Source organism: Dictyobacter aurantiacus (genome assembly GCF_003967515.1).
Lineage (GTDB): Bacteria > Chloroflexota > Ktedonobacteria > Ktedonobacterales > Ktedonobacteraceae > Dictyobacter > Dictyobacter aurantiacus.
This window is the reverse complement of record NZ_BIFQ01000002.1, coordinates 1141166-1165119: the sequence shown is the minus strand read 5'-3', so window position 1 is coordinate 1165119 and position 23954 is coordinate 1141166. Positions and strand designations below refer to the sequence as shown.

Sequence of the window (23954 nt, the reverse complement as noted above, 5' to 3'; positions counted from 1 at the left end):
CTTCCCAAATCCTTTATGCTATAGTAAAGAAGACGTTTTCTTTTTTGTGAGGAGATCTTTGTATGATCACAGCTTGCCTTATCGGGGTATCGGGCTTTGGAAATGTTCATTATCAGGATCTGATGCGTGCGGTGGAGCGCGATGAGGTTCGCCTGCTGGGCGCGACCGTTATCAATCAGGAAGAGGAGGCCGAGAAGTGCCAGCGTTTGCGCGCCATCGGCTGCCGGATATTTACCGATTTTACGCAGATGCTGGAACAGTTTCGGGGCCAGTGTGACGTTTGTTTTATTCCTACTGGTATCCTTTTGCATGCACCGATGACGCTGGCGGCGCTGCGCGCGGGGGCGAATGTTTTTGTGGAGAAGCCAGCGGCGGCTACCATTCAGGATGTGCTGGCTATGCGCGCCTGCTCGGAAGAGGTAGGACGCTTTGTGGCGGTCGGTTTTCAGACGATGTATGCGCATGAGACGTTCTGGATGAAGCGGGCGATCCTGGAACAGCAGATTGGGAAGCTGCAGAGCATTAAGTGCTATGCCCTGTGGCCGCGCCTGGATGAGTATTATACGCGCAACAGCTGGGCTGGTCGTCTGCAGATACACGATGCCTGGGTGCTGGATTCGCCATTTAGCAATGCTGTTTCCCATCAGTTGAATATGCTCTGTTTTCTGGCGGGTAGTGAGCTGACGCGTTCCGCCATCTTGCGTAGCGTCGAGGCCGAGCTCTATCGCGGGCACGAGATTGAAAGCACGGATACCGCTTGCATACGTGTTACTGCAGAGCCCGGTGTCCCACTCTATTTTTATGTCACCCATTGTTCTGTCCAGCTGGCTGGACCCGAGATTATCGTGCGTGGCGATCGCGGTAGCATCCATTGGACGACGGATCATGTGGAGATTACTCGCGCCGATGGTACGCATGAGGAGATGGATTGCGATACCGGTCTGCAGCTTCGTGATCGTCTGATGCAGCATCTCTATCGTAAAGTGGCTGATCCACAAAGCTTTGTCTGCGATCTGGATATCGCCGGCGCCCATGTTCTCGCTTTCGATGGAGCGTACGAATCTTCCCCCATTCATCAACTGGAACCGGCTCTGTTGAGCCGCTTCGAAGAGTCCGGCTCGATCAAGACGGTCATCGAAGGTATCGACGACATCATCAAGCAGGCATTTACGCAAGAAAAGTTGTTTAGCGAACTGGAAACCGTGCCCTGGGCCCGGCCCGGGAAAGTGATTCCCCTGTCCAGCTACACCCATTTCCCCTCATTTGAACAATAATAAGAATTGGTGCAATACAGCAGATGGGTGCGGATGCACCCATCTGCTGTATTGCACCAATTCCTAACAACCTGTGAGCGCAAAATCATAGGTTATTTTGTATTGTCTTGCACCTCTTTTAATAGTAAAAGTATTATAAAGTTGTTTTTGTTTTTATACTGATAGTATGGATCCCAAATAATGTATTTTTGAAAGGTCGTGCTAACAGTATGATGAAAAACACCAGCGGCGTTCTATGGAACACGCAGCGGCTCACCGGAAGGCAAAAATTGTGCCTGTCTATCTTCCTCGGTTTCCTCTTCATTTTTGCCAGCGCATTCCGCAGTGCCAGCGTTCCTGTTATCCTGACACAGGCGAACAATAGTAACCAGGTCACTGTGGCGCCCAATACACTTATCGTTGTGCGGCTACCCTCTAATGTAAGTACAGGTTATTCCTGGAGTATCGCACCTCCACTCAGTTCTCTGTTGCGTTTACAGAGTCAGCATTATATCAACCCTACGTCGATCGCGGGTAAAACCCCTCCACCTGGAACGCCTGGTATGGAGGAGTTTACCTTCCTTACCCGCGGCCTCGGTAACACGCAGTTACACCTTATCTATAAACAAGCCTGGGAAACCATGCAGCCCCCGGCTCAGACTTTCTATGTGATCATTCATATTCAGGCTTCTCCCTACTGTATTACTGCCAGTAGTAAGCCCAAACACGTATGGCCATTATTCTGTAGCTAAAACCACAGTTGCCATGATCGAAATGATGCCGCCTGCTGCGGCATCATTTCGATCATGGCAACTCTCTATACGACAGCGATGGGGTCGCCAACAGGGATGAAGGTAATTTGGATATCGGGAACCTTTGGCTGTAGCCATTCGACCAGGTAGTGCATGCCGGCCTCTTCACTGGTGGCGTGGCCGAGTATAATCAGGGCTTTCTTCTGATCGGCGGCGATGGCGTCGCGGATATATTCACCGGTCTGCCATTCAGTCGTCTCACCACATAATGCGACGTCTAGATTGGCCAGGTGGAAAGCTTTAATCTGGTTGGTACCACCGATCGCTCCCAGCAGCATGCCGATGCGCTGACATGGCATCGCCAGATCCCCGATGACGCGCATCGTGCTTGTGCCGAACTTTTGCTTGAGGTGGTCAACCAGATCTCCAACTGTGGTGGGCGGAATATGGATGATGTAGCGGTTGTCGGTATGCTCGTATTGTTCCCAGCCCAGTACCTTTTCAACTCCGACCTGGATGCCGTCCGGTTCGTGCATGTGCCAGTAATCGTGGAAGCGCCAGATGGTTAGCTGATGTTTCTCGATAAAGGCGCGCTTGGCGGCGTAGACCGGATCATCGTCCAGCCAGTCGGTATTGTCGCGGTGATCGTAAAATGTGGGTTCATGGGTAATGATCAGGTTGGCGTCCAGTTCGACCGCGCGTCGCAACACATCCAGTGTCGCTGTAAACGTTGTGACAATGCCGCTAACTTCCTGCCCTGGATCACCACATTTGAACGTATCAACCGAATCTTCTAATGGCGCATTGGGAATCTCCGCAATGATGAGATCAATAACTTCTTGAATCGTTTTTGTCATAAAGGTTATTCTCTCTTCCTCATCAAATATTGCCCCTAAACTGGTCTGTTATTTGTCTAAAGCATAGCATATTATGGAATGGAACCGTATGCTGTTGTTCATTCACGAAGAGGAGGTGCTAGATGGCATCATCAACGGAGACAAAGGTGCAGGTAGGGGACGAGGCGCCTGATTTTACATTACCAACCCAGGATGGAAAACAGGTGAGCTTAAAGGATTATCGTGGTCAGAAGTCTGTGGTGCTCTACTTCTATCCGAAGGATGAGACGCCGGGCTGCACGGCGGAGGCCTGTGCCTTCCGCGATAGCTATGAGGTCTTTAAAGATGTGGGCGCCGAGGTGCTTGGCGTCAGTTCCGACTCGGTAGAGGAGCATCAGAAATTTTCGGCCAGACATCGATTGCCATTTATATTATTAAGCGATAAAGGTGGCGCGGTCAGAAAACGCTACGGCGCGGTCTCCGCCTTTGGTTTGATACCGGGACGCGTCACCTATATTATCGATAAAGAGGGTATTGTACGCCATGTGTTCTCATCGCAACTGGCGGCCGAACGCCACATCGATGAAGCCTTAAAGACCTTGCGTGCCGCTCGCTAAGATCCCCTGATAGCGTGCCTCACTCCATCTGAGCCCTGTATGTGTTTTTGCACCCGAGAAGCCCGGATAGCTGTGCGCGCCGCACGCTCTATTTCTATCTGTGAGCGTTCTTTGCGGCGCCGGGCGCGGCGCATATCCAGCAACAGGTTCCAGACCCTGTATGGTAATGGCCTGTAGATATAGTCCTGGGTATTGATGATCATGCGTGAGAAGCCGCCGAAGCCTTTTTTGAACTCGTAAACGCCCCACATCTCTTCGCCAGGTTTAAGGACGTTAGGGATGGCACGGAAGTCAAAAAAGCTGCAGCCCTGCTCCTTTGCCCACAGAAAACAGTGGTACTGGATCAGGTAGGTTGCCCTGAGGTTGCGTTTGTGGTTGCTTGAGCCGCCAAACATATCCCAGCACCAGTCTCCCATCTTGATGAGCATCTTGGCAGCAGTCACGTCCCCCTCATGTTCCGCTAGCAGGATGACCGCCTGTTCTTTTTGCTTGTAACGCGTGTACATCTCCTTGTGGTAGTCTTTGCTGTGAATGAAGAAGTCTTCACGCTCACCGGTGAGTGAGAGGATGTGATAATAGGTGTCAAAGTCGGCGTCACTGGTCGCTTCGCGAATGGTGACCCCCTTGCGCTGCGATGAGCGCACGTTTTGCCGCCAGGTGGTTTTGAAGTTTGCCAGCAACTCCTCGTATACCATACTTTAGAGCCAGCCCATCCATAACCAGAGCTTATTGGCTAGCCCAATGGATGGGTACGTACGCTTTTTGGAGAAGTGAAAAAAAGCTTTTTTCAATACAGCCATTACAAATATAAACTTTCTCGGAAATGCACTGGAGTTCATTTAGATACGCTGCTTAAGCCACTTTATTATATCCTCTTCTCTCGTGTCCAGGTAATAACTTGTAGTAATTCTTTACCCTAAAACGTTATATTCAACGTCTAGATTCTATAAATTGAACTGTGTATGCATTTCTAGTGTTTTTAGGATAGATGCACTAGCGTAGAAATAATCAATCTGTTTTTATGCGTTGCCTATCCTTAGGAATGCGATCACTATGCAGGTAGTGTCCAAACCTGCTTCCAGTTCGGACATCGGACCAGGGTCCTGGTTACCTTCGGTTGCTGCATCGAGAGCGCGCGCAGTTCGATTTGCGGAGATGTGCTTGTTGAAACACGCACTTTGTTCTATAGTAGAGGCGTATTTGTTCAGTGATAAAGGAGGTCAGTGATGGCCCGACACAAACAAACAGATATTAAAGAAGAGCGCAACGTCAATGAACCTGAGATGGGCGGTGATCTGCTGACGGTTCGCGAAGTTGCACGTCACTTGCGGGTGGATGATACAACTGTGCGCCGCTGGATTAAGTCTGGGGCGTTGGAAGCGGTTGCTCTTCCACATAGTGGTAAGCGGTGTGGATATCGTGTACGCAAGCACACACTTGATGCGTTATTCAACACTGGAACACCATCAACGGTTTAGTGTAAAATTTAAAGCAGGCGAGTGGCGCGACGTGCGCCACTCTTTTTTTGATTTGATATTTTGAAATTGCTAACGTTTAACTATCTGTCCCATAATATATGGGCTGTGGTCCTCTATGGCCTTTTTGGGATCGGATCAGTCTGGGTGGGAATTTATGTGGAAGTTGCATCGACTATACATTGCTAAGGAGTGGCTGGATGTTTCATTGGTTTACTGCGATTGGCGGAATTGTATTATCGGATCTAGTATTGAGTGGCGACAATGCCCTGGTTATCGGGGCGGCGGCGGCCGGTTTGCCGCGCCATCAGCGTTACTGGGCTATCATATTGGGGGGTGCTGGCGCGATCATTTTGCGCATTATTTTTTCTATTGCGGCGACTATGCTGTTGCAGGTGCCCTTCCTGGGTGTCTTTGGCGGCATTATTCTGATCGTGATCGCTATCCGCTTACTCACCGATCGTAGCAAAGATGCTCGTAAGACAGATGATGAGAAGCAGTTGGAGCAGGAAAAGCTCACCCGGCGTGGCTCGAACGGTATCTGGGCTTCTCTAATCACGATCCTGGTGGCGGATGCGACTATGAGCCTGGATAATATACTGGCGGTTGGCGCTCTGGCCGGGGGGAATATTATTTTTCTGGTTGTTGGTTTGCTGTTGAGCATCGCGATTTTGTTGCTGGGGAGCTCATTGATCGCGAGTCTGATGGATCGCTTGCCCTGGCTGCTTGATGTGGCGTGTCTGATTCTGGCCTGGACCGCGTCCCGTATTTTCCTGGGCGATGATAGTCTGCAATCTTTTTTTGATAGCTATCCATGGATCCAATTTGTAGCCCCCACTGTTGCAATTCTTATTGTGCTATGCTCCGATCTTTTTTTACGCAGACGAGACCGCAAAGTTCAGCAGTCGTTGACATGACAGAATGTATCTCGCGTTAAGAAATACATTCTGTCATGTCAGCGGCCAATGTATGGCCGCTCAGAATATAGGCGAGACGATCAGGGATATTTTGTTGGACCCGGTTGCGAAAGATGTACCCCTTCGGTGGGAAACTGGGGGTAGGCGGTCTCTTTCCGAGCTAGCGGCGATTGTGTGTAGGCCAGTGTTTTGCCCTGTAGAACCGCGATTAGTGGGTCAATAGCCGTCTGGGTAAAGGTGAGGCGCGGTGATCGGTGTTGCAGTTCTGCGTGCTGGACGGCACGCACGGAGGCTGAGACCGCCTGTTCGACGCGTTGCAGTTCTTTCTCTGCGAGCACGGCACGCTGGAGCCGTACCAGCAGGGTGTTGAGTGCGCGGGCGATCTGCCAGAGTGCGTTGTCCTGTGTGAGGGGGGCACGTGCGTTATAGTTACCATTGGCGACCGCGACATGGGCCTGTAGAATCTGTTCGATCCCTTCTTCCAGCTCCCGCTTTTGATCTCCTAATGCGTGTTCTAGCTTCGCTACCATCTCCGCACGGTCGGCGCGCGCAATGGCTTTGGTGGTGCTCTTGACCCATACATATGAGACACCGGCAACGATAAATTGGAGCGCGACTGACTTGATAAACGTAGGGATGAACTGGGTTTGCATATCTATATTGAAGAATGTGGCGTGTGGCTGGTACAGCAGGCTGGCTATGATGATCAAGCAGTTGCAGATCGCAAAGATGAACACGCTACGCGCAGGTAAGAGGGATACCGCTAGAAGCTCACCCATGATATAGAGATCATAGAGCTGGATAGCTGGCTCATCCAGCGGGGTGATAAGTCCCAGGGTAAGCGTGAGCATCATTTCAAACATGACTACGACCGTTAAGGCCGCGAGCAGTACGTACCCTTTTCGGTTCAAGAAGAGCGCGGCAATGCTTGAGACTACCAGCCCGGCATCCGCCCAGACAATGGCTGGTCGCGGGAGCAGCAGGCAACAAGGAAGAAACACTGTGACGACGATGATGTAGTAGAATAAGACAGTACTGAGTAACTGCGATCTGCGAATCGTTTCACGCTTGACGAAGCTTGCGTCCGGGCCAACCTCGGGCATGGCGGTGGTTCTATACCACCAGCGAACAAGCGAAATTTCGTTGGTTGTGTCTTTCTGGACGACCTCGGTAGGCGACCAGTTCTTTCCAGGCTGCGGGGTTTCAGGGGATGAAAAGTTTGCCATGATAAGCTTCCCTCCTACATTACACCAAGATGACTATCAATTTCATCGCTAGTAAAACACGCAGGGCCTCTTCGGTCACGGATGGCGGCAGAGGCGATTTGGATTTGATTTCTTCGATGTTGGCGGCACCATTGATCAAACCATAGACAATAGATAGCATTAACTTTTGCTTTGATGTCCATCCTTCTAACCCATCAAGGTCAAGAGGTGCAATGGTCTTAGGCACCGGTGAGTTTGGTATAGGACGCGCAGGTATGGCCGTCCTGGGATCTAAGGAAGGCGGTGCCGGATGCGGCGATAGCATCCATTCAAATGGGCCGCGCTCACTATCAAGCTTGATGAGGATGGTACTGCTCGATGTGTGACGACGACCTTCTTTGTCCTCGATATAGCAAGCCACAACTTTCCCCTCAACCAGGTGCAAAAATCCCTTACAACGTCCACGGATACCTGGTACATGATGCACTTCGGCGTGCAACAGACCATTTTTTCGATACTTCTCGAACAGCGCAAGGCTAAAGGCCAGGCCCAGGCTCGCATCGATATGTTCTTTACCCACAATGCACCTTTATTTTGCTACTCAAGTGTGATAATCAGTTCTATAGCATACCTTTCCTGCCAACTATATCTTGTGCTACTCCACTTATATGATGAAGAAGCCATACTTATACTAAGCATACTATAAAGCTAATTGGCTCTGTAGAATAAAATCTACCATAGAACTGTGTAATAAGTCTATTAATTCTGTGTTAATAACAGGAATATATCAAGGATTTGAACATTCTGGCCTATGATTGCAATCGCAATCATAGGCCAGAATGTTTGTTATGTACACATATCAGGTATGCAATGTGCAAAATGTGAAGCCTGGCGAGCGGTTAATAGAGGATGTGCTATACTAAAAAGTACTTATAGGCGTCTGGTAGGCAAATGAGGAGGCAATCTCTATGGCACAGTGGCGTGAAGAGACTATGAACGTTAATGGTATTAACATTCATTATCACCTGGTAGGCGATCCACAGCAGAAGCCGACTGTTGTTCTTTTACATGGGATGACCGATAGCGGATTGTGCTGGACGCATATCGCGCATGCGTTAGAAGATGAGTACGCGCTTATTATGCCCGACGCACGTGGCCATGGTCATTCGGAAAGAGGAGAGGCGGGACTGGATCAAGAGAGCCTGGCGGCCGACGTGGCTGGACTGATTCAGGAATTGCGTCTGGATCGTCCATATCTGCTTGGTCATTCTATGGGCGGCATGACGGCCCTGGTGGTGGCGGCTCGCTATCCAAAACTTGTGCGCGCTATTTTGTTGGAAGATCCTCCTCTGATAGATCGAAGCGAGCATATGGCTGATAATCAGCGGCCACGCGCCGGGATACCTCCCTGGCTGGCGCGCTTAAAGCCAATGACGAAGGAGGAGATGCTGACGCATATCCGTGCTGAAAGTCCTCAATGGGATGAAGAGGAGTACGAGCCGTGGGTCGATTCAAAGGTTGATGTTGATCCAGCTATTTTTGAGCAGTGGCGATCACTGCCTTCCTGGCGCGAACTGGCGGCCATGGTCCATTGTCCGGTGCTTTTGATCACGGGCGATCCTTCCTTGCATGCCATTGTGACTCCTCAAGTAGCCGTGGACGCCCTGCACTACTGGCCAGAGGGACAATTGATTCAGGTGGCGGGTGCCGGCCATAACATTCGCCGCGATAAGTACCCCGAGTTTATACGGGCGGTCAAGGCTTTTCTGCAGCAGATGCAGGCCCATCAAGCTCAACAGTAATTTTATCGCCATTACACGAGCATAAAAAAAGCGACATCACGGTCTGGATCTTTTTCCCTGGGATCCTGAGGTGATGTCGCTGCTGATCGCCGCTTTGCTATCGATCTCTCCCACTCCTTTGAAGGGCTGCAAGCAGCCTGCTCTTGCCGTATAGTATCAATGCTGTCGATACTAAAAATGCCGCTGCAGGCTTCTTAACCATTCAGGACTATCGATGCCATCACGGCTATCATTTCCCCAGCGCAGTGCCGCTATATCCATTACAATAATTCCGAGCAGTAAAAACAGGATCTCCATGATTTTTCCTTTCACTTTGCCTATGGTTATGAATAAACTATAATTGCTATACAACTACTTTTATCTTCTTGTATTTAGTATAGCCGTGTGTTATTATCGAGTCAAGGAATTGTTTTCGATGCTATGTATCAAAAAAATCGATAAAAGGGATAGGCTATGGAGTTACGCCAGCTGGTGACATTTCGTATGGTTGCCACTACTTTGAGCTTCAGTCGTACAGCTCAGTCGCTGAACTATGTACAATCCAGTGTTACGGCCCAGATGCAGGCGCTGGAAGAAGAATTAGGGGTGCGCCTGTTTGATCGTCTCGGCAAACGTATCGCCTTGACCGATGCGGGGAAGCGTTTCCTGCCATATGCGGAGAAGATTCTTAGCCTCATTGAAGAGGCGCGCGAGGCCGTGACCGATGACGACGTGCCCAGCGGGTCGCTGGTTATCAGCGCTCCTGAGACGCTTTGCATCTATCGTTTGCCGACGCTGCTACGCCTGTTTCGCGATCGTTTTCCACAGGTAAAGGTGATCTTTAAACCCTCCCCCTATGAAGACCTGCGTCGCAGGGTCAGCGAAGGTGTGGTGGATGTTGCTTTTTTGATCGATGAGCCACAGCGCTCGACCGCGCTGATGGTGGAGGAATTGATTATGGAGCCCCTCTTGATCCTGGTTTCGCCGGATCATGACCTGGCGCGCCTGCCCTCTATTCAGGCACAAGATCTGGATGGCGAATCGTTTTTACTCACAGAGGCGGGATGCGGCTATCGCGTCCTCTTTGAGCGCGCCCTCAGCGAACAGGGGGTCTATCCAACCACCAACCTGGAATTCACCAGCGTGGAGGCTATTAAACAGTGTGTGATGGCCTCGATGGGAGTGGCGTTTCTGCCCGAGATAACGGTGGCCAGAGAAATCGCTCAGGGACGACTGGTTGCCCTGAACTGGCCCGGCCACAGCTTCCATGTCCACACCCAGATCCTGTGGCATAAAGAAAAGTGGCTCTCCCCCGCCCTCAATGCCTTCTTGACGGTCACCCGCGAATGCATGTCCAATCATCCCACCCCCGTTCACTCCTGACCTCTCCCAGGGCAAAAAGAAACCGATCAAGATGAAGAGGTGGCGGCATAAAGCATTTTATGCCGCCCTATAAGTTATCCCAGATTTTTTGCAAAATCTGAAAACGTATTCCGCACTCCCAATGCGGGAGGTGCAGGAGGGCGGTCAGCCCTCCTGCCGGGGCGCGGGGTGTCCCCGCGCTCTTCTCCCTCCCCTCTCGCCGCCGCAGGCGGCGCGTAAAAAGAGAAAAAGAAACCGATCAAAATAAAGATGTGGCGGCATAAAATGCTTTATGCCGCCACATCTTTATTTTGATCCCAAAAAGCCTTGACAAAAAACACTCTCCGATATATTATAGATATATCGATGACATATCGATATAGAAAAACAGAGGAGTGTTAACCTTATGAGAACTTTTGAATTGAGCCGGGGATCCTGGTTTGGACCGGCAAGAAATTTGCATTCACGAACCATGCATATGTCACGCGATCATGGTGATCCGCGTGGTGAAGGCTTCGGAGAAGCTGGACATCACGGTCGCCGGCAAGGTCGCAGGGAGCGTCTGGAGGAGTTTGAACGCCATGAGCATCGTGCCCACCATGGACTTCGCGGCGAGGAGTTTGGAGAGATAGAACCACGTGAGCATCATGGGCGACATCATACCGGTCCCCTGGGGCCGGAGCATCGGGGACCCCGGGGACGTCGTGGCGAGCGTGGCGGTCCACGCATCGGACGCGGTGATGTGCGCTCGGCAACCCTGTTGCTGCTGGCCGAGCAGCCATCGCATGGTTATCAGATTATTCAGCAGGTTGCTGAGCGCAGCGGCGGACTCTGGCAGCCCAGTCCCGGTTCGGTCTATCCAGCCTTACAGATGCTTGAGGATGAGGGATTGGTGCGCTCAGAAGAGCAGGAGGGTCGCCGCGTCTTTAAATTGACCGATGAGGGACAGGCGTATGTGGCGGCACATAAAGATGAGCTCTCTGGCGTCTGGAAGTCGGTCAGCGATACAGTCGATAATAGCCAGATGGAGCTACACGATCTTTTCCACCAGGTTGGCAAGGCGGTCAGGACGGTAGCGCAGGAAGGTACAGCCGGACAACTGGCCGCAGCCCGCGAACTACTCAGCAACACCCGCCGCCAGTTATACCTGATCCTGGCCGGCGAGGATAGCACCTCCGATAATGATCGTCCATAACCGATTTTGCTCCAGATACGAGATGACGCGCATATCGCCATCGATATACGCGTCATCCCTGGGGTCACTGAAAAAGGCGGGTTCCTTCCCTTTCCTTCGGCAAATGGGTTTTATGAGACTTTCGTCATTTTGCCTTTATCGGTCGCGCTGGCATTGGCCTGCGCTTCCGCTCGATTGCTGGCCATCTCTTCCACGGTTTTAACATGCAGACGGGCCGCCCCTTCGGTCTCGACGGTTTTGACACGGGTACCATTTTTGACCGCTGCCTCAAGTCGAGCCTGGGCCTGGGGGATCTCTGTCTGGTACTGCGGCAGCCACTGTGCCTGCGCGATCAGCATCTCGTCGGTCATCTGCCAGACCTCTTCGGGATTGCAGACGGCCCCTACCAGTGGATCATGCAGCATGGCTTGTTTGAGCAGCGTAACGTTACCGTGTGCCGCCGCCTCCATGCCCATCTGTTGCACACGCACACTGGCGGAGCAGGTGGCCGCGCAGGCCATGGGCAGGTCCCCCACCACCGGCATATTAATACCGTTCTTATCAACGTAGCCCGGAATCTCGATCACACAGCCGTTGGGCAGGTTGGTGATGTGATTCTGATTGACCACGTTGAAGTGGCCGCGATAGATGCGACCGGTCTCCAGGGCCTCGATGATGTAAGAGCCATGTTCCTCGCTGCGCCTGTCCGCCGTGATGGGCCTGGGCTCTTCTTTTAGCCAGTTGGGAAAATCTGTTTCGAACCAGTTGCGCCCTTCCGTGCAGACCCGCAGGTAGCCGCCGGTCTCGCCGTTAATCCAGCTGGAAAGATCGATCCACTGAGGGATTTCATTGACGCGTTTGCGATACCAGGGCAGGTATTCGCTCAGGTGGCCGTTCGATTCGGTGCTGTAGTAGCCGAAACGACGCAGGACGTCGATACGCACCTTTTCTGTCTGCGGAAACTTTGGATGGGCCTCGAATAGCTCCAACAGTTTCGGCAGCATATCCATGCCGCGCCACTGCACCTTGATGAACCAGGTCTGGTGGTTGATGCCGGCGGCGATCACATCGACGTCGCGCCGGTGGAGATGCTCATCCTCTTTAAGCAGACCCTCTTTGTGCGCCCACAGCTCGATGCACTGCGTAATCTGCCAGTGCGCGCCCTGCACCCCATGGCAGAGGCCAATGGTCTTTACGCCACCATACTGGTTGCAGGCCCACACGTTCATGGCCATCGGATTAGAGTAATTGAGGAACAATGCCCCTGGTTTGGCGACTTCGCGAATATCGGTGCAGAAATCCAGCAGCGCCGGAATGGTGCGCTGCGCATACATCAAACCGCCCGCGCACAACGTATCACCAACGCATTGATCGACGCCATATTTCAGCGGAATATCAATGTCCGTCTGAAAGGCTGCCAGACCTCCTTGCCGGATGGTGCTGATTACGTAATCACTATCCGCGATGGCCGCGCGCCGGTCCGTGGTGGCCTCGATTTTTGCCGGCAACTTGCTGGCCGCGATCTCGCGCTCACACAACTGCCTGACCATGTCGAGGTTCTGCTCGGATATATCGGTGAAGGCGAATGTGGTGTCTGCCAGCTCTGGCACCGCCAGAATATCGCGCAACAACGTACGCGTAAAGCCAATCGATCCGGCACCAACCATCGCAATTTTAATCGCCACGCTGTCCTTCTCCTTCGAATAAGTGGGGTAAATAGCACAAATATTTGTAAAGATGTAACATAGAGAAAGGCTTCGATGAAGATACTATTTGGATGAAACCATTGTAACTTCTATATACTGTATATGTCAATGCTTTGATTCTTGACAAGCGATTCGTTTTTATGTAATAGTGATATTTCTAAATGTTACATATGTGCATCTATATGTATATGCAAGTCAATTACAGGAGCAAGAATAAACAGGCCGGCACGCCAGGAGAATATATTTCTGTATGGTTACCAGTGAACAGGTTGCACGATTGGCTGGTGTATCGCGGGCAACGGTATCCCGCGTTCTCAATGGGTCCACCAGGGTGAGCGAGGAGACCCGGCAGCGTATCTACGCCGCCATTGCCACGCTTGGTTATGGCTCCAATATTTTTACGAAGACACTGCCGCCGGGCCGTTCACGCTTGATTGCGCTGGCGATGTTTGGCGGCGAAGGTGGTTTAAACTTTGCCCAGCTTTCTCTCACACAGTGCCATTTTTACCTGGAGCTGCTGCGCTTTATCGAGCAGGCGGTAGCCGAGGCAGGTTATGACCTTTTCCTGCCAACTCGCCCGTACACTGCCTTTGACAGCGAGAGCGATCCCACCTTGAATTATGTGTTATCGCTGCAGGCGCGGGGTGTCGAGGGGGTGATTACCATGGCGCTGGGTGTTGATGATCCTCGTACACAGGGATTGTATGGCTCGGCGATGCCAGCTGTGTTTATCGATAACCTGTTTCAAGGCGGCCACACTACCTATGTGAAGTCAGATTACAAAGGTGGTGCGATTCAGGCGACTGAGCATCTTTTGCAACTTGGTCACCGGCGCATCGCTTTTTTCCCCGGTTCACTCTTCTCCATTACCGGGACCGAGCGTTTCATGGGCTATCAGCAGGCAATGGCCAGTTCCGGACTCTCGGTCGATCAGCGCCTGGTCTGCCAATCTGGTTGGGAGACACAAGATGCCTATCAGGCGGCACTCGCCCTGCTTTCTGAGCGGCGCGACTTCACCGCAATCGTAGCCAACAGCGATATGATGGCCTTCGGTATCTTGCGAGCCCTTAAAGAGCATAATCTTCGTGTACCAGATGATGTCTCTCTCATCGGTTTTGATAACATTGATCGCAGCCAGTACTCCGATCCTCCCCTGACTACCATCCACCAGGATAAGCAGGCGATCAGCAAAGGAGCCGTCGCGCTGCTGCTGCAATTAATAAGTGGTGAAGAAACCGTCTCACCGTTGGTTGTACCAACGCAACTTGTTGTACGTGCCTCAACCTCAGCTCCCAATTCAACGCGCTAGGGCAGGAGGCTGTACTATTGTGACCAGCGGCTTAAAAAAGATAGAATACATATATGAGTCATCCCAGATTTTTGAAAAATCCGAAAATGGATTTCGCACTCCGGCAGGGTCCTCTAGCATTGGGAGCTCCAAACCAGGGATTACTTATAAGTGTATTCGTTCAGCATGGTTTAAATCTATAAATGAGGAGCAGGTTGCGTAAACAGGCAAAAATCGGCATCAAGATTGGTATTATCATTGTTCTATTGCTTATTCTGGAAGCGACGGTGACCCAGGAGTGGTCTATTAACGATGTCGTGCGGCTGATGCGGGGCGCTCAGGAGGCAGGCTTATCGTTGGCGGGCGAAAATTCATTCTTTTTTCAAATGTCACCACCGTGGGGAAAAGCTGTGCTGGATGGTAAGCTTGTGGAGCACCTACCGCAGGCAACGACGGAGACACCTCTTAGCCTCGCTCCTGGAGAGCATACCCTGCAGTGGAATGCCGATCCTTTTCCTTCTCAGAGCTGTACCTTTACGGTTCCGGTGCATACCTTGCCCGCACAAAACTGCGTGCTGAGCGAGGTGGCGGATGGTTCGCACGCGGATGCCACCTATATCGTGAGCTTTTCATCCCGCCCTTCGTTGACATGGCTGGCTCCTGAGCAGCGACAAGCGTTACTGCAGGCCACCCAGACTTACCTGGACACGTTGCAATCACAGGAGACGGTTCATGCTGGCGAACCATTTACATACAATGCTAGCTCCCCTGTTTATACTGCCACCCATCCTCTGAATGCCACCCTGCGTTTTCTGCTGGATACCGACGTAAGCGCCTCGGCGACCTGTCAGGGTCCCTTGATCGGTACTTCCTGCCAGAATAGTCAGGGGAACGATTGCCGTTTGTTCTGTACCCAGTATTCCGCACAGCCAGAAACCTGGCATGGTATCCCCGCGTGGGAGGTATTCGTGATTACGCGTCCCACCTGGACCTATCGTGATCCTGGCGCATCTTCCACCTCGCAAAAAGGGCTGGAAGGAGCGCCTGGCGACCAGCAGTATACCTTTCTGCAGGTATTTTGGGATCAGGACCAGCATGGCTGGCATGTGACAGCTCATCGAGCTGGGGATAGCTCCTTTGATGATCCTAATTGCACATTGATGATTAGTAAGGTGCTTGCTCTGCCCGAAACAGTTAGCGCGCAAGCATCAGGCGTCAGACGTTCGCTATCGCCTATTCAGCAGCACTGGTCGTTTACCTCGACTCGCAACCGGGCATTGGGCTGCCTTTCCACCGTCCCGCTTACCTCTACAGTTGCCGGGAAAGCAGCAACGGCACAGCAGGGAAACGCCTATTTCCTCTGGCGTTTTGGCGTGTTTAGCGCGGCCAACACCCTGGCCCACCAGCTCCAGCCGCAAGATCCGGTCGTCCAGCCCGCGCTCCAACCGACCATTCAACAGATCAAAAAAAATCCCGCCATCATCTCATAGGCGTTGAACATGGGGAGCGCCTCCCTCGCGTTCATAATGCGGACGAGGGAGGCGCTCCACATTGAAACTGGTGTTGTTTGTTTATTGCACCTATTTTACCAGCCGCCATGATGGTGATGTCCGTGATGATGATGGTGGTGACCATAGAAGCCATCGCCATAATAATCGCGACGCATATATGGGCGGCGGAAGAAGAACCATGGTCGGTATGGACGATAGTAGCCATAACCCATCCAGCGCCTGGGCCGTAATAGTCTGCCCAGGCTGGCAAAAAGGATAATCATGAAGAGGATCATGAGTAGAAAAAACATGCGGGTCTCCTTATATTTGCTGACCGTTTATCTTATAGTTATGTACGGAACAATTCATCTTTATATCTATCAGAACGTAGAAATAGCACCAGAATCAAATGGTCAGACTTGTACCATACTCGCAACCCCCTCCTATTGTTGCGGTATCTCAGACAGCAATAGGATCGGAGCCTATCGCATGAGCTCTTGATATCTGCGAGCTTACATAGACTTCCATATCCTGATGCATCGGGGCGTTCACGCCTTTTCAAGTATAGGTTTTTTGGATCGGGGTCCAGGGGCGGCAGCCCCTGGCGGGGTTTCAGGGGTGTCCCCTGATTTTCCCTCTCCTTGTGCCACCGTCAGGCGGCACAAGCGGGTTCAAGGGCTTTGCCCCTTGAAAACCTATACTTGAAAGGCGTTCACGCCCCCCCCCCATAAACCTATTAATATAGTCTACCCGCTGTATTGTCGATGAGGATAGAAATAGCGTATTTACATTTACTCTCTTTTTCCTATTGTCGTTTCCATATATTTAGTTTTATTTATTCGCAAGGTATAATAAAAAAAAGCAGGGTAACAGAAAATTAAGGATGTAAATAGTGCCTGATATGGGTTTGCCAGAACAATCCAGGGTCCGCCCCCTGGCGCGCCATGGATCAACTTTGGTCTATGTTGGTCAGCTTCCGCGCTCGAAGCGTGAGGTCGTCCTCAAAATATGCTTCACGCCATTTATGACACCTTTACAGCAACAGCAGGCATATCTTCACCTGCGCCAGGAAGTCAGTCGTCTTCAGGCATTAAAAAATCCGCATGTGCTGGCCCCGTTGACGGTACGGAAAACCTGGCAGGGACTGGTGTTCGTTAGCGCGTATGCGCCCGCAGGTTCTCTGCAGCAGCTTTTGCCGGGACCGCTGCCACAGGATAGGGCGCTGACGATTATCCGTCAGATCGGTGAGGCACTGCGGGCCGCGCATCAACAAGGCATTGTCCATGGCAACCTGATGCCCAATAATGTGCTATTTATGCAGCGCGCTCCCGAAAAGACTGTTGACGATGCACTCAGAGATCAGGATCAGCCATCCGAACTGGAGAAGAAGGATTATGTGGCCCTGTCAGATTTTTATTTACCCTCGCTGGCTTCGGTACAGATTGTCAGTAGCGGCAATGAGCAACCACAACTACGCCATTATATGGCGCCAGAACAGTTCCTCGGCCAGCGGAGCGCGCTGGCCGATCAATATGCACTGGCGGCCATCGCTTACGAGTTATTTACAGGCAAAACACCATTCGCGGGGTCAGCTCGCACAACGCTCCAGCACAAACATACATATGTTACGCCTCCGGCTCCCGATACGCTTAACCCCGATCTGCCAGTCGTTATCGCGCGCGCTATTAGCAAGGGACTGTCCAAAGATCCTGCCGCCCGTTTCGCATCCGTTCAGGATTTTTTGAATGCCCTTGAAGCTATTGAGCCTCCGGTGATGGATGCTGTTGCTACATTACCAATTGAGGCGAAGACTATCGGCTCACCAGCTCCAGTTGAACGCGCTGATGTTGCTCAATCGCTAAACGTGACGCGTCGGTCACGTACACGTATACGTACACGTTGGTTGCTGATGTCGGTCGCACTGCTGTTTTTACTGCTGGCGACCGGTGCTTTTTTTGCCACAGGTGCTCCTTTTTTTAACCGTAGCTCCACCGTGAAGGTTGTTCCTACGCCGTTGGCAACCGCTAAGTCAACTATAACGCAGCAAGCGCGGATTGAGACCACGGCGGTCGCGACTCCATCCGCTACGCCGAAGCCGACATCTTTGCCAACTGTTGGTGTTACTTCTACGCCGACCGCGACCCTCGCGCCTCTACCGACCGCGACCCCTACCACGCCGGTAATGCAGGTTTCGCCAACCCCTGTTCCTACCAGCAATCCGGCCGGTTCGCCAGTTGCGCCGGGCACCGTCAAGCCGATTCTTGAATGCGTGCATCTACAGGGAGCAAGCGGCTATGTCGCCAAATTTGGTTACCTCAATACCAGCAGTGATAATGTAACCATTCCGGTTGGGGACAATAATATGATTGTCCCTTCCCAGTATAGTGGCTCACTCCCCACAAATTTTGTGCCGGGTCGGCAGTATGCGGTGGTGCAGATTAATGCCTCCAGCGGCGATGTGCTGGTCTGGGCGCTCAATGGTGCGACCGCGACCGCCAGCGCTCTTTCAACTCGCTGTTAGCGAACCAGCTGCGGTGGTTCCCGGGTTACGAGCTGGCCATCTTTTAACTCCCAGGTGATGCCACCGACGCGCTGCATAAACCAGCGATCGTGGGTGATGGCGATCACAGGTCCGGGAAAGTTCAGAAGGGCATGTTCGAAGGCTTCCAGAATGTCCAGGCTGATATAGTTGGTGGGTTCGTCCAGTAGTAGTACGTTGGGATTGCGGGCCATCAGCCGGGCGATCTCAAGCTTGCGCTTCTGGCCCAGGCTGAGCTGCGCGACCTTCTTTTGCATGTCTTCGAGTTTGAAGAGCCCATAGCCGATCAGCCGGCCCGTAAGCTCGTCCTCGTAGCCTATCTGATCATAGCGATAGGTTTCGATGACCGTTTTTTCGGGATCGAGCAGGGGATCTTGCGGCAGGTAACCGATGCGCGCGCTGGGTGAGAACTGGATCTCACCAGCGTCCGGCGTTTCCAGTCCCATGATCATTTTGAAGAGCGTGGTCTTGCCAGTTCCATTCTCCCCGGTCAGCAGGATACGTGCATCGGCGTTCACTTCCGCGTTGATGTGCCGCACGATTGTCCGGTCCCCGAAGCTCTTAGAGATCTGAGACAGCCGGATGACGATCTCTGACTGTATGGCCTGCTCTGGATTAAACTGGGAGTTGACCCGCAAGATCTTCGGTGGCCTGGGTAGTGCTTCCGCCTCCAATTGCTTGAGCTGCTGTTCGGCGCCACGTAGCCGACTGGCCGATGAGCTCTGCTTGCTCTGCGTATGGCCGTAGAGCGCGTTTTTGTCGTTGTCGCGTGGAGGACCAAAGCTGCTGCGGCTGGCGCTTTGTCTGAGCTCGCGAATGCGCTTGCGGAGCAGCTGCATCTCTTCCTGTTGTCGCTCATACGTCTCCTCCCATTGGATACGTTCAGCTTTTTTTGCCTCCACATAGGCGTCGTAGTTGCCGGTGTACATCTTGAGTTGATGCTGATGTTCATCGATCTCGAAGATATGGTTGACGGCCTTATTTAAAAAGTGGCGATCGTGTGAGACAACCAGCAGGGCGCCATGGTAATCGGCCAGGTAACCTTCCAGCCAATCTATGCTGGCGAAATCCAGGTGATTGGTGGGCTCGTCCAGCAGGAGCACGTCGGGTGAGCGCAGGAGCAGGGCCGCCAGGCCGACGCGCGCCTTTTCACCTCCCGATAGTGTACTCACTGGCCGTGTGCGGGGAAGATAATCGATGCGCAGACCGGCCAGGACCCGGTCGATATGATGATCGAGCTCATAACCTCCCCGCTCTACAAACTGCGTTGAGACGGTGTTGTACTCTTCGAGCAACTGATCCAGCTCTTTCGGCTCTCCGCTCTGCGCCATCAATTGCTCCAACTGGTGCATGCGTACCTCCAATTGACGCAGGTTGCCCACCGATTCTAGCAGCAGATCATCGATGGTGCGTCCATAGAAATCGGGAGTACTCTGCGCCAGGAAGCCGTATTCAACGCCATGAGCATAAGAAATGCTCCCCTGATCAGCGTTTTCCTGTCCAGTAAGAATATGCAGCAGCGTGGATTTTCCGACGCCATTCGGTCCTACCAGGCCGATGCGCTCCTGGCGGTTGAGTACAAAAGAGATATCATTGAGAACCGCAATAATGCCATACGTCTTGCTAATATTTTTGACTGTTAACAACATAAAACCGCGCTTATCTACATGCTTTTCCAGCATGGGTGGTGCTAAAAGCGTGCTATAACCAGGCATAGCAGCTTATATGTAACCGGTGCATATGAAGAAAAAATGGAGGCAGGCACAACGTCACGCGGTATCTGAGATGTATACTGGCTATACAACCAGAGCGAATAGTTCTACGACAGTTGCGCACGGTTAAAGTCTCTTAAGGATGGCAGCATATACTAATGCTGAGGTAGCAAACGAGTAATGGTGAAATTTGCGGTAGGGAGGTGGAGTGCTACCCTGCTCATGAGCACAATAACACAGGCAACAATGATGAGTAGAAGCTTCGTCAATAAGTAAAAACAAAGATGTGACGATGCCTTATTGCCTGATAATTGTGATCACCAAGGGTCTGTTCTCCTGATTGAAGTAAAAACGTAATTTCTATTTGTTAGTATAGCGAACCTGTTTATCATTGTCAACCACAAGCCAGACCTGAACAGGGCCATTTAAAAGTCTTTTCTTGCCGCCTTCGGCGGCGGTGAGAGAGGGAGGAGTGAGCGGGGACTGATCATGCCCCCGGCATGCTCGCCCGCACCCCGCAAGGGGCTAGCCGCCCCTTGACCCCGCACCCCGCAAGTGGCTAGCCGCCCCTTGACCCCGCTGTTCGCTACTTTTAAATGGCCCTGAGACCTGAAAAAAGGCAGGGACGCCGCATCATAAGCAGAGCTTCTATGGGATATACTTATAGCGTGCCCGGTTCTCAAGATCATCGTCTGCGGCTTGCATGAGGTTTGGCACCTACGGTGCTCAGGAGCCCGTTTTGTGTTGGTGCAGGGCGTGCGTTAGCGCGCCCTGCACCAACACAAAAATCAATGCGGCCGCGTAGCGGACGCCTGTGCGCGGGCGTTCATATTGATTTAGACACCGTCAAAGTACCCTGATGGGTATGAGCCTGCATCTTTTTTATGGATACGTTTTGCGAGTAAAAGGATAGCTGTACGTGGACGAGAAAGATACCAATCGCCTGGAGGCATTTAGCGATGGGGTGTTTGCTGTGGCCATCACGTTGCTGGTGTTGGATATAAAGTTCTCTCCCTTTGAGCCTGGTGGTGGATTGATGGACGATTGGACACTGTGGCAAGTGATTAGACATCAGGGGCCGACGCTGTTTGCCTTTGTGACCAGCTTTGTTACCATTGGTGTGATGTGGCTGAATCACCATCGTGTCTTCAAACACATCAAGCGCACAGATACCACCCTGCTTTTTCTCAATATTCTGTTATTGATGATTATCGTTTTTATCCCGGTGCCTACCGCCCTTCTGGCCGAGTATATTACTGCACCCCGGTATCATACCGCCGCTATCTTATATGGCATCACCTTTTTTGTTATGGCGACCTGTTTTAACCTCATCTGGCGCTATGCCTCGCATAACGGTCGCCTGCTGGGTAGAAAGGTAGATGTGCATGAAGTAAACAAGATCAGTCGGCAGTATGCCTTTGGTCCGCTGGTGTACGTGATCTCGATCGCTCTTGCACTGTTCAATACGCCTTTGACCATGGTCTTCAACTTTTTACTGGCTGTCTTCTTTGCCCTACCCGAGTTCCCTCGGCCCCGTCGCAAGCAGTCCGATCCATTTGTTGAGAGCGATACTATAGCTGAATAATGATCATTGGTTGCTCTTTGACTGAAAGTGGTACAATGAATGAAGCTCATTCAATGAGGGGTAGAGTACACAGCATATGGATCAGGAAAAATTATCTGCGGAATCGCGCTCGAAGCGAGAGGCTATTCTGGCGGCCGCGCGCACACTGTTTGTGCAGAAGGGCTATGAGGAGACCACCATCGCTGATATCGCCAGGGAGGCAAATATCGCTGTTGGTACGGTCTATCTCTATTTTCGCAATAAGCGCGATGTGTATACAGCGGTAGCGCTCGACATCGGAGAGATGATCGCGACCTCTTTCCTTGATCCCAGGCTGCGCAGCCTGCCCTTTGCCCAGATTCCCAGAGCATTGGTGGATGGCATTTTTCGGGTTAGCCGCGAGCAGAGAAATTTGATTACTTTTTTGCAGACCGATATGCAGTCTTCAGAGGAGATGTTGCGTCATAAAGACTCCGATGATCACATTAGCATAATACTGGCTGATCTCTTTCAGAGTGCCATCGATCGTGGCGAACTGGCCCCTTTTCATACAGAGATGTATTCACGGCTGCTATGTTTATTGGGCGACAACGTGATGTATCAGTGTTTCGCGGTCGAAAATGGTGAGCGTGAAGCACTGTACCATGATTATCTCGTCGAAATGGTTGAGCGTCTGTTCTTTGGTCCCTCTTTGCGCGAAGGTCTGGATAGATCTTCATCAGATAGCTAAAAGTTCGTAACTAAAAACTACAACCTTTTCCACTATGTGGCGTAATGCTAATGAATGAACTTCATTCATTAAGAAAGAATATTATTGATGGTTGTCGGTGAATGAACTTCATTCACCGATGCAGGAGTAGAATTATGAATTCGGTAGACCAGCAGGCACAGGCTCTCCCATACGATGCTATTCCCTATGTAACCATGCCAGATGATTACCAGTTACACCTCGGACAATTGCTGGCTGAGGCCTACACAAAGCATGGACCCATCTTTCGTTCTGGATTCTTCGATATGCCGGATATCGTTTATATGGTTGGACCAGAGGCGAATCGTTTTGTGATGGTGAGCAATCGTCAGAAGTTCTCTAATTTTGTGGGCTGGGGAACAATCTTCTCGGTGGTGGATATGTTCGGGCGTGGCCTGTTGAGCATGGATGGAGCCGAGCACGACCAGCAGCGGAAAGTGATGAATCCGGCGTTCACTGTGAGCTATATGGATCGTTATCTGCCTTTGATGAACCGCGTGATTCGTGAACAGGTGGCCAGCTGGGCCGAGCGCCCCGAGGTCAACGTATATGAGGAGACGCGCAAACTAACCTTTGAAGTGGCGGCCGAGGCGTTGACCAGCCTGAAGCCGGGGGTGGAAGTTGATCGTTTCCGTGAACTCTACATGTCTTTGCTGGAAGCACCAGAGACGATCACTACGCAAGAAGAGTTTATGCAGCATCTGAAGCGCACCAACTATGAGATCGCCCAGTTGTTGCATCCAAAGATCGAAGAGCGTCGACACCATCCTGGGGATGATGTTTTTAGCCTGCTGGTCAATGCTCGCGATGCCGCTGGCAATGCTATGAGCGAGGAGCAGATCATCGCCCATGTTAACATTTTGTTGATCGCCGGACATGAAACATCGACCAGCCTGAGTGCCTGGCTGCTCTACCTGCTGACGCAGCATCCCGACTACACACAGCGTATCCTGCGTGAGCAGGAGCAGATTCTGGGGCAGAAGGCTGATCCCGGTTTAGAGGATATCAAGCGTATGAAGGTGCTGGAGAACGCGCTCAGTGAGGCCGAGCGGCTATACGCTCCTGTTCCCAATGGGCCACGCGGCGTGACTGAGGATTTTGTTTTCAACGGCTATCATATGCCGGCCGGTTCATTCCTGTTCTACTCCATCATTGGCTCGCATATGCTGCCACAGATCTTCAAAGATCCTGAGAAATTTGATCCCGATCGCTTCGCGGCTCCCCGTGAGGAGCACAAGAAGAATCCTTATGCCCTGGTCGGCTTTGGCGGTGGACCACGCATCTGCATCGGCATCAACTTTGCCCAGGTGGAGATTAAAGCTATGGCCTCCCACATCCTGCGCAACTATAACCTGGAACTTGTCCCTGATCAGGAGATCGTCCAGGCCTATGGCGTTACCGGCATGCCCCTGCACGGCATTTACATGCGCGTAACACGCCAATAAAGAATCCTCCCAATCGATTAGTTAATGTGGTGTGGCAGGGGCGCGCCCCTGCCACACCACATTAAAAACCAGCGCGGCCGCGCGTGTGGT

22 protein-coding genes are annotated in these 23954 nt (G+C 51.9%); 14 read left to right on the top strand and 8 right to left on the bottom strand.

Features of this window, described 5'->3' with window-relative positions; all coding sequences use genetic code 11:
• Positions 1-62: 62 nt before the first annotated feature.
• Both KTT_RS29685 and KTT_RS29680 read left to right on the top strand, forming a co-directional pair.
• The gene (locus tag KTT_RS29685; RefSeq protein ID WP_126601305.1) at positions 63-1274 is read left to right on the top strand and encodes a Gfo/Idh/MocA family protein; all 1212 of its coding nucleotides are present in this window, start codon (positions 63-65) and stop codon (positions 1272-1274) included.
• A 209-nt stretch (positions 1275-1483) separates the two neighbouring features.
• Positions 1484-2005 carry a protease inhibitor I42 family protein gene (locus KTT_RS29680; protein WP_126601304.1) on the top strand — a complete coding sequence of 174 codons (522 nt, stop codon included), beginning with the start codon at positions 1484-1486 and terminating at the stop codon, positions 2003-2005.
• A gap of 65 nt (positions 2006-2070) precedes the next feature.
• Here KTT_RS29680 and KTT_RS29675 read toward each other — a convergent pair whose 3' ends face one another.
• The gene (locus KTT_RS29675; protein WP_126601303.1) at positions 2071-2862 is read right to left on the bottom strand and encodes a Nif3-like dinuclear metal center hexameric protein; all 792 of its coding nucleotides are present in this window, start codon (positions 2860-2862) and stop codon (positions 2071-2073) included.
• A 122-nt stretch (positions 2863-2984) separates the two neighbouring features.
• Here KTT_RS29675 and KTT_RS29670 point away from each other — a divergent pair, with 122 nt between their 5' ends.
• Entirely contained in the window at positions 2985-3458 is a 474-nt protein-coding gene (locus KTT_RS29670; RefSeq protein ID WP_126601302.1) for a peroxiredoxin, read from the top strand.
• Here the strand turns inward: KTT_RS29670 and KTT_RS29665 are convergent.
• Positions 3455-4153, bottom strand: coding sequence for a lipid II:glycine glycyltransferase FemX (locus KTT_RS29665; protein WP_126601301.1), 699 nt, complete (start codon positions 4151-4153; stop codon positions 3455-3457). The genes KTT_RS29670 and KTT_RS29665 overlap by 4 nt on opposite strands.
• Positions 4154-4684: 531 nt before the next feature.
• On the opposite strand from KTT_RS29665, the gene KTT_RS29660 reads away from it, so the two are divergent.
• On the top strand, positions 4685-4936 hold the full coding sequence (locus KTT_RS29660; RefSeq protein WP_235845914.1) for a helix-turn-helix domain-containing protein: 252 nt from the start codon (positions 4685-4687) through the stop codon (positions 4934-4936).
• Positions 4937-5133: 197 nt separating this feature from the next.
• Positions 5134-5850 carry a YjbE family putative metal transport protein gene (locus KTT_RS29655; protein WP_160146217.1) on the top strand — a complete coding sequence of 239 codons (717 nt, stop codon included), beginning with the start codon at positions 5134-5136 and terminating at the stop codon, positions 5848-5850.
• Between the two features lie 80 nt (positions 5851-5930).
• Here the strand turns inward: KTT_RS29655 and KTT_RS29650 are convergent, their stop codons facing one another.
• Entirely contained in the window at positions 5931-7076 is a 1146-nt protein-coding gene (locus tag KTT_RS29650; protein WP_126601299.1) for a hypothetical protein, read from the bottom strand.
• 19 nt (positions 7077-7095) lie between these two features.
• On the bottom strand, positions 7096-7635 hold the full coding sequence (locus KTT_RS29645) for a hypothetical protein (RefSeq protein WP_126601298.1): 540 nt from the start codon (positions 7633-7635) through the stop codon (positions 7096-7098).
• Positions 7636-8023: 388 nt separating this feature from the next.
• Here KTT_RS29645 and KTT_RS29640 point away from each other — a divergent pair, with 388 nt between their 5' ends.
• Positions 8024-8857, top strand: coding sequence for an alpha/beta fold hydrolase (locus KTT_RS29640; RefSeq protein WP_126601297.1), 834 nt, complete (start codon positions 8024-8026; stop codon positions 8855-8857).
• Between the two features lie 171 nt (positions 8858-9028).
• On the opposite strand, the gene KTT_RS37470 is transcribed toward KTT_RS29640, so the two are convergent.
• Positions 9029-9154, bottom strand: a complete 126-nt coding sequence (locus tag KTT_RS37470) for a hypothetical protein (protein WP_268904551.1) — start codon at positions 9152-9154, stop codon at positions 9029-9031.
• A 156-nt stretch (positions 9155-9310) separates the two neighbouring features.
• Here KTT_RS37470 and KTT_RS29635 point away from each other — a divergent pair, with 156 nt between their 5' ends.
• Positions 9311-10219 (top strand): LysR family transcriptional regulator, encoded by a 909-nt coding sequence (locus KTT_RS29635; RefSeq protein ID WP_126601296.1) that lies wholly within the window; start codon positions 9311-9313, stop codon positions 10217-10219.
• Between the two features lie 385 nt (positions 10220-10604).
• Positions 10605-11393, top strand: a complete 789-nt coding sequence (locus KTT_RS29630; RefSeq protein WP_126601295.1) for a PadR family transcriptional regulator — start codon at positions 10605-10607, stop codon at positions 11391-11393.
• A gap of 110 nt (positions 11394-11503) precedes the next feature.
• On the opposite strand, the gene KTT_RS29625 is transcribed toward KTT_RS29630, so the two are convergent.
• Complete coding sequence (locus KTT_RS29625) at positions 11504-13057, bottom strand: alpha-glucosidase/alpha-galactosidase (protein ID WP_126601294.1); 1554 nt, start codon at positions 13055-13057, stop codon at positions 11504-11506.
• Between the two features lie 271 nt (positions 13058-13328).
• Between KTT_RS29625 and KTT_RS29620 the strand changes: the two genes are divergently transcribed.
• Complete coding sequence (locus KTT_RS29620) at positions 13329-14387, top strand: LacI family DNA-binding transcriptional regulator (protein WP_126601293.1); 1059 nt, start codon at positions 13329-13331, stop codon at positions 14385-14387.
• Between the two features lie 194 nt (positions 14388-14581).
• Positions 14582-15856, top strand: a complete 1275-nt coding sequence (locus KTT_RS29615) for a hypothetical protein (protein WP_126601292.1) — start codon at positions 14582-14584, stop codon at positions 15854-15856.
• A 95-nt stretch (positions 15857-15951) separates the two neighbouring features.
• On the opposite strand, the gene KTT_RS29610 is transcribed toward KTT_RS29615, so the two are convergent.
• The gene (locus KTT_RS29610) at positions 15952-16167 is read right to left on the bottom strand and encodes a hypothetical protein (protein WP_126601291.1); all 216 of its coding nucleotides are present in this window, start codon (positions 16165-16167) and stop codon (positions 15952-15954) included.
• A gap of 590 nt (positions 16168-16757) precedes the next feature.
• Between KTT_RS29610 and KTT_RS29605 the strand changes: the two genes are divergently transcribed.
• Positions 16758-18377 (top strand): serine/threonine protein kinase, encoded by a 1620-nt coding sequence (locus KTT_RS29605; RefSeq protein WP_235845978.1) that lies wholly within the window; start codon positions 16758-16760, stop codon positions 18375-18377.
• On the opposite strand, the gene abc-f is transcribed toward KTT_RS29605, so the two are convergent.
• Entirely contained in the window at positions 18374-20044 is a 1671-nt protein-coding gene (gene abc-f, locus KTT_RS29600) for a ribosomal protection-like ABC-F family protein (protein WP_126601289.1), read from the bottom strand. The genes KTT_RS29605 and abc-f overlap by 4 nt on opposite strands.
• 982 nt (positions 20045-21026) lie before the next feature.
• Between abc-f and KTT_RS29595 the strand changes: the two genes are divergently transcribed.
• The 3 genes from KTT_RS29595 (at position 21027) to KTT_RS29585 (ending at position 23864) form a co-directional block, all read left to right on the top strand.
• A complete protein-coding gene (locus tag KTT_RS29595) occupies positions 21027-21692 on the top strand; it encodes a TMEM175 family protein (protein ID WP_160146216.1) in 666 nt (221 codons plus the stop codon).
• 76 nt (positions 21693-21768) lie between these two features.
• Positions 21769-22401 (top strand): TetR/AcrR family transcriptional regulator, encoded by a 633-nt coding sequence (locus tag KTT_RS29590; protein WP_126601287.1) that lies wholly within the window; start codon positions 21769-21771, stop codon positions 22399-22401.
• 134 nt (positions 22402-22535) lie between these two features.
• Positions 22536-23864 (top strand): cytochrome P450, encoded by a 1329-nt coding sequence (locus tag KTT_RS29585; RefSeq protein WP_160146215.1) that lies wholly within the window; start codon positions 22536-22538, stop codon positions 23862-23864.
• Positions 23865-23954: the final 90 nt, after the last annotated feature.